This window comes from Stenotrophomonas sp. STEN033 (assembly GCF_056856655.1).
Genome location: NZ_JBXFWM010000052.1, coordinates 20,843 through 31,264, shown reverse-complemented (window position 1 = coordinate 31,264; position 10,422 = coordinate 20,843). Strand labels below are relative to the sequence as shown.

The following is a 10,422-nucleotide window of genomic DNA, read 5'->3' as shown; positions in this document are numbered from 1 at the left end:
AGCCAACACAGGCAAACACCCCGCCCCCCCGCGTACGCCCCCCCAACCCGGGGCTATTTGCCGACACCCCCGGGTGCGCTGCGCTTACCCGGGCTACAGATCTCGACGGCTCGCGCGCTTTCCAAACATCAATCCCGACTCCCCGCACCACCGCAATACGCCGCATGCAAGGCCTGCATCACTCCCAACGCCGGGCTGTCGGCCAGGGTGTAGTAGATGGTCTGGGCTTCACGGCGGGTATTGACCAGTCCGCCTTCGCGCATCACCGCCAGGTGTTGTGACAATGCCGACATCGACAGCCCGACCTGGGCCTGCAGTTCGCCCACCGACGCTTCGCCTTCCACCAGCCGGCACAGCACCCGCAGGCGCGCCGGGTGGGCGAGGGATTTGAGCAGCTGCGCTGCCTGTTCGGCATGCGCCTGCATCTGTTCGATATCCATGTCCTGCATGTGCATCGCGGCTTCAGGTCCGGGCTTGTACTTTGGGTGATGCTAGTTTAGTTTAGAAAAAGCTAAATTAAAAGCCGAGGACTTCCTCATGACCATTTCGCACACCGCCGCACCGCAGGTGCAGGCCTTCCATGACAAGGACACCGGTACGCTGAGCTACGTCGTCTACGACCACGACGGCGGCATGGCGGCCATCATCGATCCGGTGCTGGATTACGACGCTGCCGCCGCGCGCACCAGCACCGCCTCGGCCGATGCGCTGTTGCACTTCGTGCAGGGCAAGCTGCTGACCGTGGCCTGGATCCTGGAGACCCACGCCCACGCCGATCATCTCAGTGCGGCGGGCTATCTGGCTGACACCTTGAAGGTGCCGGTGGCCATCGGCCAAGGCATCGTCGCGGTGCAGCAGCGCTTCAAGGCCTTGTTCGGCCTGGGTGACGAGTTCATCGCCGATGGCAGCCAGTTCGACCGCCTGTTTGCCGATGGCGATACCTTCAACATCGGTGGGCTGGAAGGGCGGGTGATCGCCACCCCGGGCCACACCGATGACAGCCTGACCTATGTGATTGGCGATGCCGCCTTCATCGGCGACACCGTGTTTGCCGCCGATACCGGCACCGCGCGCTGCGACTTCCCGGGGGGCGATGCGCACCGCTTGTTCGGCTCCATCCAGAAGATCCTGGCCTTGCCGCAATCCACCCGCATCTACCTCTGCCACGACTATCCCGGCGACCGCCGCGCCGCGCAGGCGCAGACCAGCATCGACGAACAGAAGCAGCACAACGTGCATTTGAAGGGCGGCACCGGCGAGGCCTCGTTCGTGCAGATGCGGCAGCAGCGTGATGCCAGCCTGCCGGTGCCCAAGCTGATCCTGCCGGCACTGCAGGTCAACATCCGCGGTGGTCGTCTGCCTGAGCCCGATGCCAATGGTGTGCGCTACCTGCGCCTGCCGCTGGATCAGATGGGGGGCACGCAATGAGTACCTGGATCAGCGCGCTGGCCGGTGGTGTATTGATCGGGCTGGCGGCGACACTGCTGTTGTGGCTGACCGGGCGCATCGCCGGCATCAGCGGCATCGTCGGTGGTGTGCTGCAGCCGCGGCAGGGCGAGGTCGCTTGGCGTGCGGCATTTCTGGTTGGCCTGATTGCGGCCGGCGCCGCCTGGTTGTGGCTGGTACCGGGTGCCTATACGCCGCGGCAAGGCTTTCCGCCGGTGTTGCTGGTTGTTGCCGGGCTGCTGGTCGGTTTCGGTACGCGGCTGGGCAATGGTTGCACCAGCGGCCATGGCGTGTGTGGGCTGGGGCGGCTGTCGCTGCGGTCGTTGGCCGCGGTGATGACCTTCATGGTCACCGCCATTGCCACCACCTATATCGTGAGGCATGTGGCATGAGTAGTTGGCGTATTCCCTTTGCAGCGTTGCTTGCCGGTGCCTTGTTCGGGCTGGGGCTGGCGGTATCGGGCATGACCGATCCGCAGCGCATCCTCGGTTTCCTGGATGTGTTTGGCGATTTCAATCCGGCGCTGCTGTTTGTACTTGGCGGCGCGGTGATGACGACGATGCTGTTGTTCCGGTTTGTATTGCGGCGACCGGCACCGGTATTCGCGCAGCGCTTCCACTTGTCGGACGTGCGCAGCATCGATGCGCGCCTGCTGACGGGTGCGGCCCTGTTCGGGATAGGCTGGGGCTTGGCCGGCTACTGCCCGGGCCCGGCGCTGGTTGGGCTGGGCGTGCTGTCGCCGGAGGCGTTTTGGTTTGTGCCGGCGATGCTGGTGGGCATGTTGCTGCACAAGGTGGTGAGTCGCAGCAGCGGCGCGTAGGTGCGGCGTCCGCCGCGCAGCAGGCGGACCTGCCATATCCCACAGAAGCCAACCCACGCACTAGTGATCGCCGTGATTCCGCTGTCGGAAGCGATGTCAGCTTCGCGGCTGAGGCCGCTCCTACAGCGCCTGGCGGGCGGGGTCGCTCAGTTCCAGCTCGCGCAGTACCACGCTGGCCTGGGTGCGGTTGCGCACGCCCAGGCGTTCGAAGATTGCCGACAGATGGGCCTTGACCGTGCGTTCCTGCACGTCCAGGCGGTCGGCGATCTGCTTGTTGAGCAGGCCTTCGGCAACCAGTGCCAGTACCCGGAATTGTTGTGGCGACAGGCTGGCCAGACGTGCGGCCAGCTCGCTGTCGTGGCTGGAGGATTGCGCGCGTGAGACCGAGGCACGCAGCGAGGCCGGCAACCACTGCTCGCAGGCCATGACGCTGCGGATGGCCTCGCGCAGCTCGTTCAGGCCCGAACTCTTGGGCAGGTAACCGGCGGCGCCGTGGTCCAGGGCGCGGCGCACCACACGCGGGTCATCGTTGGCCGAGACCACGATCACCGCCACGCCCGGGTGCTGGGCGCGGATCGCAGCCAGCCCGGCCAGGCCATGATTGCCCGGCATATGCAGGTCGAGCAGGATCAGGTCGGTATCCGGTGCCGCATCCAGTGCCGCCAGCACGCCATCCAGGGATTCGGCTTCGCGCACCTGCAGATCACTCATTGCCTCACTGGCCGCCTGCCGCAGGGCGGCGCGGAACAGGGGATGGTCGTCGGCAATCAACAGGCTGGGCATGGCGGTACTGACAGGCGGAAAGGAAGCTGCCGCCGGTGTCTGTGCCACCGGCGGCTTGGCCAGTATGCCGTGGTTTTCAGCCATTGCCTGCTTCCCTTGGCAATCCGCCGCTTACTGCGCGGTCCAACCGCCGTCCATCGGCATCGCCGCACCGGTGAGGTTGTGCGACTCGCGGCGGCACAGCCATACCACCATCGCGCCGATGTCCTCGGGCAGCGACATGCGCAGGCTGGGCTGCTTTTCCTCCAGCAGGGCGCGCACGCCGTCGTCGCGGCTGCCGCCATTGCGATGGGCCTGGATCTGCGGCTCGATCAACGGCGTTTCCACCCAGCCCGGGCAGACGCAGTTGACGGTGACGCCGCCGCTGTCGCGGCTGCCGGCGGCGGCATATTCCAGCGCTGCCACCTTGCTCAGGCCGACGATGCCGAACTTGCTGGCCACATACGGTGCCTTGTTCTTGGACGCCACCAGGCCGTGCACCGAGGCGATGTTGACCACCCGGCCGTAGCCACGCTCGGCCATGCCGGGCAGGGCGTGCTGCATGGTGTGGAAGGCGGCGCTGAGATTGATGGCGATGATGTCATCCCACTTCTGCGGCGGCTGCTCGGCCAGGGGCGCGGCGTGCTGGATGCCGGCGCAGTTCACCAGGATGTCGATAGTGCCCCAGGCCTGCACGGCCTCGAGCATGTGCGCGATCTGGTCGGGCTTGCGCAGGTCGGCGTCGAAGTGGCGGGTGTCGACGCCGGCGTCGGCCACACTCTTGAGCGCGGCCTCGATCTGCTCGGGCGTGCCCAGGCCGTTGATTGCCACGCGTGCGCCGGCGCTGGCCAGTGCCTGGGCGATGGCCAGGCCGATGCCCGATGTACTGCCGGTCACCAGGGCGGTGCGGCCTTGCAGGAAGCGGTCCATGGGGGACTCCGGATGTGATGGGGGGAGGCTGGCAAACGTAGCAGCCGCAACGCTAAAAACGTGTGGTACTTAAGTACGATGAGAGCGGTGCCGGTGCTCTGCTAGGGTGCGTGCATGAGCCAATCCCTACTGCGCGCCGCCTGCGGCCTTTTCGTCGGACTGAGCCTGGCCTCCTGTGCCAGCGGCCCAGCTTCCAAGTCCGTGGAGCCTTCCATGTTCAGCAACGAACTCCGCAGCGAGCATCGCGGCAGCGATGACCTGCTCACCGCCGGGCTGGGCCTGGCTGGCCTGCGAAGCATGGCGCCCCCGGCATTTGCCGACGCCACTGCACCGACCGTGGACGAACTGCGCCGCCGCGCGATGTGGGGCAGCTGGCGCGGCATTGCCGATCTGGCACCGGGTGGCGGTTATGGCGAGCTGTTCGGCAGCCTGCAGAGCGTGCCGGGTCGCGAGTATTCGGCGTTCGCACGCCTGCCTGGTGCCAAGCAACCGCACCGCGTGCTGGCGCAGGTGCCGGACAACTTCGATACCGCCAAGCGCTGCGTGCTGGTGGCGCCGGCATCGGGCTCGCGCGGCATCTATGGCGCGGTCTCGGTCGCCGCGGCCTGGGGCCTGCCCAAGGGCTGTGCGGTGGTCTATACCGACAAGGGCGCGGGCAGCGATTACTACGATCTGGACGCGCAGATGGGCGTGCGCGCCAATGGCACCGTCGGTGCCCTGGGCGACGTCGATGATCTGGCCTTTGTGCCGGATGCGCCGGTCAATGCCTCGGGTGTTGCGTTCAAGCACGCGCATTCCAAGGACAACCCGGAGGCCGATTGGGGCCGGCACGTGAAGCAGGCCGCCGAGTTCGCGCTGTTGGCGCTGGAGCAGGCCTATCCGCAGGCGGCACCGTTTACTTTCGACAATACCCGCATCATTGCCGTTGGCATTTCCAATGGTGGCGGCGCGGTGCTGCGTGCGGCCGAGCTGGAAGGCGATTGGCTGGACGCGGTGGTGGCCGGTGAACCCAGCGTCTACTCCAGCGGCCCCGGCGCACGTGCGTTGTACGACTACACCACCGAGGCGGCGCTGTTGATGCCGTGTGCGCAGCTGCACATGGGCAACCTGCCGCAGCCGCCGATGACGGCGGCGCTGCAGGCCGGTGCGGCCGTGCGCTGCGCCAGCTTGGCCGCCGAAGGCGTGATCAGCGGCGCGACCCCGGCTGCGCAGGCCAAATCGGCTTACGACCTGATGCTGAGCAAGGGCTGGACCGATGCATCACTGCGTGCGGGTGCCTTGTCCACAGGCTTTGACTTGTGGCGTGCGATTGCTGCGACCTATGCCTCGGCCTACGGCCGTTACGGCGTGGGCGAGCATCCCTGCGGTTTCAACTTTGCCGCACAGAATCCGGATTTTTCGCCGCGTGCGGTGACGGCGGCCGAGCGTGCCGCATGGATTGCCGATGGCAGCGGCATTCCGCCGGGCGCCGGCGTTGGCCTGCTCGACAGCAAGGTCGCCTTGCCGGACCTGACCTATGCCGGCCTGAAGTGCCTGCGGGGTCTGTGGGACGGGCAGGGGGAAGATGCCAAGCGTGTGCAGGCTGGCATCCAGGCCACCCATGCCGGATTGCCGCGCAAGGGCCTGCCGGTGATGGTGGTGCACGGCGCCGATGACGGTCTGATTCCGCCGGCTTTCAGCAGCGCACCGTATGCAGCGGCGGCCAAGGCTGCCGGGCGCGAGCTGAGCTATTGGAAGGTGCAGAACGTGCAGCACTTCGATGGTTTCCTCGGCCTGCCGGATTATGGTTCGCGCTACCTGCCGCTGTTGCCATATGTGTATGAAGCGCTGGACCGGGTGCAGGCACGCCTGGACAAGGGCACGGCCTTGCCGGCTGATGCGGTGATCGCAACCACGCCGCGTGCGGGCAAGCCGCTGACGGCGGAGAACCTGGCGATGCCGAAGTAAAAGCTTCTGCCCCCTCCCTTTTGCGCAGCAAAGGGGAGGGTTGGGGAGGGGTTGTTGTTGCTCTGCGCTGTTGGATCTGTGGCTTCGCGGCTCACGCCGCTCCTACAAAAGAGACAGCCACCCACGCGCTGATGGCATCATTGCCAGATGCATACACTGAACTCTCCTTCCCGCGTCATCCCGTCCGCCCTTTACCAGCGCGAGCGCTGGCGCAATGGTCTGGGCTGGACGCGCGAAATCCTGCGTCTGCCGGAGCAGGGCGATTGGCAGCTGCGTTTGTCGATCGCCGAGATCGAACAGGATGCGGCCTTCTCTGCCTTCCCGGGTGTAGAACGTGAGCTGGTGCTGTTGCAGGGCGAAGGCCTGCGCCTGCGTTTTGCCGATGGCCGTTGCGAAACCCTGCTGCCGCCGTATCAGCGCCTGCGCTTCGCTGGCGAGGCGGAGCTGGTGGGTGAACTGGTCGATGGCGTGACCCAGGATTTCAACCTGATGTGGCGGCGTGAGGCGCTGCAAGCCGAGCTGCTGCATCGGCCCTTGGTCGGCAACATGCTGTTCTTCACCGAGCCGCAGGCGGCATGGGCGATCCATCTATTGGCTGGGCAGGCCGAGTTCGAGGGTGGCGTGCTGCCGGCGCTGTCGGCCGGTGATACCGCCTGGTTGGGGGCTGGCGAGCGGCAACGCTACACGCTCAGTGGCGGCGGCGAGTTGCTGGCGATACGGCTGAAGCCAGCGGCCCCGGCTGTTGCAGGAGCGGCGTAAGCCACGAAGCCACAGATACAGAAGCGCAGCGTTTCTTCTGTAGTGCCGAGCCATGCTCGGCAGAGGCCTTCCCGGAAATGCCCTTGCCGAGCATGGCTCGGCACTACGTTGGGGTTGCTTGTAAGGCCTCTGCCGAGCATGGCTCGGCACTACAGGTGAAGCGTTGTTGCGATCAGTACACGTCGCGGCGATAGCGCCCTGCGATACGCAACGCTTGGTGCGCATCGGCACCAATCGCATCGATGATGACCTTGTCCACCGCCGGGGCCATGCCTTGCAGGCTGCCGCAGACCAGGATGGTGGCGCCGTCGTCCAGCCACTGCCGCAACACATCGCTGTGTGCGGCCAGTGCGTCCTGCACATAGTGGAACTGGCCGTCATCGCGGCTGAAAACTGTGTCGAGTCGCTCGATGCCGCCTTCGCGCTGCCATCGCTGCAGCTCGGCACCGAAATGGAAATCGTGGGCGGCATTGCGTTCGCCGAACAGCAGCCAGTTGCGGTGTGCCCCTGCATCGATGCGTGCGCGCAGGTGCGCGCGCAGGCCAGCGATGCCGGTGCCGTTGCCGATCAGGATCAGCGGGGTGTCGTTGGCCGGCGGATGGAAATTGCTGTTGCTGCGCAGGCGCAGATCAATGCTGTCGCCGATCTGTGTGTAGTCGCAGAGCCAGCCGCTGGCCAGGCCGGGTGTGCCATCCGGGCGCAATTGCCGGCGCAGCATCAGTTGCAGGCTGCCTTCGCCAGGCATTGACGCAATCGAGTATTCGCGATGGGGCAGGGGCTTGAGGCTGGCTGCCAACGCATTGGCATCGTGATTGTCGGTGCCATCCGGCAGATAGGAGCGGGCGAGGGCGTCCGCCAGCGTGCGGCCATCGGCCAGCACGGTTGCGGCATCGAACCGGTTTGCCTGCAGCCACTGCATCACCGCATCGGCGGATTGGCGTGGGCCGATCTCGGCGATGTCGCCGGCCTGCCAGTCCGGCAGGGTGCCCGTGGTGGGCTGCAGTTGCAGGTGGAAAACCTTGCCGCCGATGCTGCCGGGGTTGAGTACTTCACGTTGGCGCAGCAGCCAGGATTGATAGGCCGGTGCGCTCCAATCGCTGGCATGGCTGGCTTCCCCGCCAAGTTGGCCCAGCAGTTGCTGCCAATGGCGCAGTGCGTCGGCATCGGCATTGTCCACTTCCACCGTATCGAACAGCGGTTGCGCGCCGTGTGTGCGCAGCCACTCGTCGAGTTGATGGCCGAATGCGCAGTAGTGCTCGTAGGTCTTGTCGCCCAGTGCCAGCACCGCGTACTGCAGCTGTGGAAGCTGCAACGGCTTTGGCATTACCCGGCTCAGGAAGGCGAGCGCATGATCCGGCGGATCCCCTTCACCGGTGGTGGCGGCGACAAACAGGGCCTGGCGACTGCTGGAGAGCAGCGCAGCATCAACCTGGTCGATGGCGCGCAGGCGGGTCTTGTGCCCGGCAGCGCGCAGATGCGCGGCGGTGCGCTGTGCCAATTGTTGTGCAAAGCCAGTCTGGCTGGACCATGCCACCAGGATCGGCGGTTCATTGCTGTCGCCGTTGTCGTCATCGCGTTGGCGGGTACACCACCACAGCGCGAAGCAGGCTGCGGCATAGACCACCAGCGCTGCCAGCGCCATCCACCACTGCGATGCCAATGGTGCGGCCGGCCACCAGCGTTCGCCCAGATGCAGGCGCAGCAGCAATAGCGCGATCAGCAGCAGGCCGAGGCCAACAGCGAGATTGCCGAGCAGGGCGCGGGTGGAACGATTGGGATTCATTGCGTGCTGGCGTCCAGGTGACGCTGGAAGGCGGGCGTCATGGTTTCGACAAGGCCATTGCTGCCACGGGTGATGAAGCGTGCAGCCAAGTCATGGTCGTTGGCAAAGGCCAGGCCTTCTTCGGCCCCCATCACGGTGAGCGCGGTGGCCCAGGCATCGGCATGCATCGCATCGCGGGCAATGACCGTGACCGCCGCGGCAGCGCGGCTGACCGGGGCGTGGCTGCGTGGGTCCAGGGTGTGGCTGTAGGAGATGCCATCGCGCTCGAACTGGTGCCAGCGGTCGCCGGAGGTGGCAACCGCCAGATCATCGAGCGCCAGCACGCGCGGTGGGTACTCGGCGCCGGCGTCTTCTTCGGGTGCGGACTCGACCAGTACGCGCCAGGGCTGTCCATCGGGTTTCAGGCCGTAGCCATGCAGTTCGCCGCCGACCTCGACCAGTGCGGCGGTGATGCCGATACGGCGCAGCCAGGCGCTGACCAGATCCACGCCGTAACCCTTGGCGATGGCAGATAGATCCAGTTGCAGTCCGCCGGGTTGCAGCGCGCTTCGGGTCTGCAGGTCGAGCTGCAGCTTGTGCCATCCGCAGCGTGCGGCGACCTCGGCCAGGCGCGCCGGATCGGGCACCGTCCGTGCGCCGGCATCGGCACCAAAGCCCCACAGGGCGACCAAAGGCCCGATGCTGGGATCGAAGGCGCCAGCGCTGCGCTCGGCGATGTCGTGCGCGGTGCTGAGTACGTTCCAGAAGTCATCGGGCAGTGCGTGCCAGCTGTTGGCGGTGGCGCGGTTGTAGCGACTGATGTCCGAGTCGGCTTCCCAGGTGCTCATCTGCGCGACGACGCGGTCCAGTTCGGCCTGGATGCCGGCGTGCAGCGGATGCAGGTCACGGCTGCGCGCAGCCACCAGCTTGACGCTCCAGCTGGTGCCCATGGTGTGGCCGCCAAGGGCGGCGATGTCGGCGTTGGTGGACATCGGTATCAAAAAGCCGGCTGGGGCAGGTGTTTCTTCTCCCGTTTGCGGGAGAAGGTGCCCCGAAGGGGCGGATGAGGGGGAGCTTTTGCTGTTCTGGCCGGCAGCCAATTTCATTGATGCTGCTTCGGCTTTGCCCTCACCCCAACCCCTCTCCCGGAGGGAGAGGGGTTTTGAGCTTTACTGCGGCAGCACTTCAAGCGTGGCGACGTAGCTCAGGCGGCGGACGTTGGCCTGCGGGATCGAGGTCTTGTTGTCCTCGGTGCCGGTTTCCAGCCAGTACATGCCCGCCTGCGGCCAGGTTACCGAGAACTCGCCGTTGGCGTCCGTGGTGACCTTGATCTCTTCCTGGGCGTTGCGGTAACGGGTGCCACCACGGGTGATCTCGACTTCCAAGCCAGCGTGCGGCTTGCCATCAACCAGCAGCTTGAACCTGGCCTGCTCACCGGCAAACAGGTCGTTCGGATGGCCCAGGGCAACCAGTTCCATGCCCTTGCCGGTCGGCGCCAGAGCGGTGTCGTTCGGCTTGCCGTTGGTAACGAAGGTCTCGATGCGGCCGGCGGTCTCGGAGACCTTCAGGTCCTTGGCGTCCTTCGGTACTTCGGTGGCGAAGGTGGCGGCGTTACCGCGCCAGCGCTTGGGCTTGCCGTCTTCCTGCCAGTTGGCCGACAGGCCGGCATTGACGGTGGCCAGGCGGTAGGTGCCCTGCTGGGTCAGTTCGACGTCGAACACGCTGCGGTACTTGCCGGTGGCGGCATTCTGCGGCTGCACGGTGCTGCCGTCCGGTGCGGTGATCACCAGGTTGTCCAGGCGCAGCGGCACGTGGTTGAAGTAGAACAGGTCGTTGGAAACGGCCGCATCCACGGTGATCCACGGGTTGGTACCGGCAATGACGGTCTGCGACGGCTGCAGCCAGGCCTTGTGGGCGGCGGCGGAGAACGGCAATGCTGCAGCGATGGTGGCGGCAAGCAGGAGGGAACGCTTCATCGGTTGGCTCCGTTGGTAAG

Annotated in this window: 11 protein-coding genes; 5 read left to right on the top strand and 6 right to left on the bottom strand. The window is 66.1% G+C overall.

Features of this window, described 5'->3' with window-relative positions:
• Positions 1-128: 128 nt before the first annotated feature.
• Positions 129-455, bottom strand: coding sequence for an ArsR/SmtB family transcription factor (locus AC1VXC_RS15725; RefSeq protein ID WP_481539911.1), 327 nt, complete (start codon positions 453-455; stop codon positions 129-131).
• An 82-nt stretch (positions 456-537) separates the two neighbouring features.
• Here AC1VXC_RS15725 and AC1VXC_RS15720 point away from each other — a divergent pair, with 82 nt between their 5' ends.
• The 3 genes from AC1VXC_RS15720 to AC1VXC_RS15710 are packed head-to-tail and all read left to right on the top strand — an operon-like array spanning position 538 to position 2,266.
• Positions 538-1,428, top strand: coding sequence for an MBL fold metallo-hydrolase (locus AC1VXC_RS15720; RefSeq protein ID WP_481539912.1), 891 nt, complete (start codon positions 538-540; stop codon positions 1,426-1,428).
• Positions 1,425-1,838, top strand: coding sequence for a YeeE/YedE family protein (locus AC1VXC_RS15715; protein ID WP_313271321.1), 414 nt, complete (start codon positions 1,425-1,427; stop codon positions 1,836-1,838). Before AC1VXC_RS15720 ends, AC1VXC_RS15715 begins: the two co-directional genes overlap by 4 nt.
• Positions 1,835-2,266 (top strand): DUF6691 family protein, encoded by a 432-nt coding sequence (locus AC1VXC_RS15710; RefSeq protein ID WP_313170400.1) that lies wholly within the window; start codon positions 1,835-1,837, stop codon positions 2,264-2,266. Before AC1VXC_RS15715 ends, AC1VXC_RS15710 begins: the two co-directional genes overlap by 4 nt.
• A 120-nt stretch (positions 2,267-2,386) precedes the next feature.
• Here AC1VXC_RS15710 and AC1VXC_RS15705 read toward each other — a convergent pair whose 3' ends face one another.
• Both AC1VXC_RS15705 and AC1VXC_RS15700 read right to left on the bottom strand, forming a co-directional pair.
• The gene (locus AC1VXC_RS15705) at positions 2,387-3,049 is read right to left on the bottom strand and encodes a response regulator transcription factor (RefSeq protein WP_293711608.1); all 663 of its coding nucleotides are present in this window, start codon (positions 3,047-3,049) and stop codon (positions 2,387-2,389) included.
• A gap of 111 nt (positions 3,050-3,160) precedes the next feature.
• A complete protein-coding gene (locus AC1VXC_RS15700) occupies positions 3,161-3,958 on the bottom strand; it encodes a 3-hydroxybutyrate dehydrogenase (protein ID WP_313397872.1) in 798 nt (265 codons plus the stop codon).
• A 114-nt stretch (positions 3,959-4,072) separates the two neighbouring features.
• Between AC1VXC_RS15700 and AC1VXC_RS15695 the strand changes: the two genes are divergently transcribed.
• Positions 4,073-5,905 carry a 3-hydroxybutyrate oligomer hydrolase family protein gene (locus AC1VXC_RS15695; RefSeq protein WP_481539913.1) on the top strand — a complete coding sequence of 611 codons (1,833 nt, stop codon included), beginning with the start codon at positions 4,073-4,075 and terminating at the stop codon, positions 5,903-5,905.
• A gap of 147 nt (positions 5,906-6,052) precedes the next feature.
• A complete protein-coding gene (locus AC1VXC_RS15690; RefSeq protein ID WP_481539914.1) occupies positions 6,053-6,664 on the top strand; it encodes a HutD/Ves family protein in 612 nt (203 codons plus the stop codon).
• A 172-nt stretch (positions 6,665-6,836) separates the two neighbouring features.
• On the opposite strand, the gene AC1VXC_RS15685 is transcribed toward AC1VXC_RS15690, so the two are convergent.
• The 3 genes from AC1VXC_RS15685 to AC1VXC_RS15675 all read right to left on the bottom strand — a co-directional run bounded on the left by AC1VXC_RS15685 (position 6,837) and on the right by AC1VXC_RS15675 (position 10,402).
• The gene (locus AC1VXC_RS15685; protein ID WP_481539285.1) at positions 6,837-8,447 is read right to left on the bottom strand and encodes a sulfite reductase subunit alpha; all 1,611 of its coding nucleotides are present in this window, start codon (positions 8,445-8,447) and stop codon (positions 6,837-6,839) included.
• Positions 8,444-9,418, bottom strand: coding sequence for an FAD:protein FMN transferase (locus AC1VXC_RS15680; RefSeq protein WP_481539286.1), 975 nt, complete (start codon positions 9,416-9,418; stop codon positions 8,444-8,446). The genes AC1VXC_RS15685 and AC1VXC_RS15680 overlap by 4 nt, the downstream gene beginning before the upstream one ends.
• Positions 9,419-9,595: 177 nt before the next feature.
• Positions 9,596-10,402: a DUF4198 domain-containing protein gene (locus tag AC1VXC_RS15675; protein WP_313170409.1), complete on the bottom strand. Its 807-nt coding sequence runs from the start codon at positions 10,400-10,402 to the stop codon at positions 9,596-9,598.
• Positions 10,403-10,422 lie beyond the last annotated feature (20 nt).

Coding starts and splice junctions, on each gene's coding strand:
- AC1VXC_RS15710 (WP_313170400.1), top strand. CDS start 1,835: ATGAGTAGTTGGCGTATTCCCTTTGCAGCGTTGCTTGCCGGTGCCTTG.
- AC1VXC_RS15720 (WP_481539912.1), top strand. CDS start 538: ATGACCATTTCGCACACCGCCGCACCGCAGGTGCAGGCCTTCCATGAC.
- AC1VXC_RS15685 (WP_481539285.1), bottom strand. CDS start 8,447: ATGAATCCCAATCGTTCCACCCGCGCCCTGCTCGGCAATCTCGCTGTT.
- AC1VXC_RS15715 (WP_313271321.1), top strand. CDS start 1,425: ATGAGTACCTGGATCAGCGCGCTGGCCGGTGGTGTATTGATCGGGCTG.
- AC1VXC_RS15705 (WP_293711608.1), bottom strand. CDS start 3,049: ATGCCCAGCCTGTTGATTGCCGACGACCATCCCCTGTTCCGCGCCGCC.
- AC1VXC_RS15700 (WP_313397872.1), bottom strand. CDS start 3,958: ATGGACCGCTTCCTGCAAGGCCGCACCGCCCTGGTGACCGGCAGTACA.
- AC1VXC_RS15690 (WP_481539914.1), top strand. CDS start 6,053: ATGCATACACTGAACTCTCCTTCCCGCGTCATCCCGTCCGCCCTTTAC.
- AC1VXC_RS15725 (WP_481539911.1), bottom strand. CDS start 455: ATGCACATGCAGGACATGGATATCGAACAGATGCAGGCGCATGCCGAA.
- AC1VXC_RS15695 (WP_481539913.1), top strand. CDS start 4,073: ATGAGCCAATCCCTACTGCGCGCCGCCTGCGGCCTTTTCGTCGGACTG.
- AC1VXC_RS15675 (WP_313170409.1), bottom strand. CDS start 10,402: ATGAAGCGTTCCCTCCTGCTTGCCGCCACCATCGCTGCAGCATTGCCG.
- AC1VXC_RS15680 (WP_481539286.1), bottom strand. CDS start 9,418: ATGTCCACCAACGCCGACATCGCCGCCCTTGGCGGCCACACCATGGGC.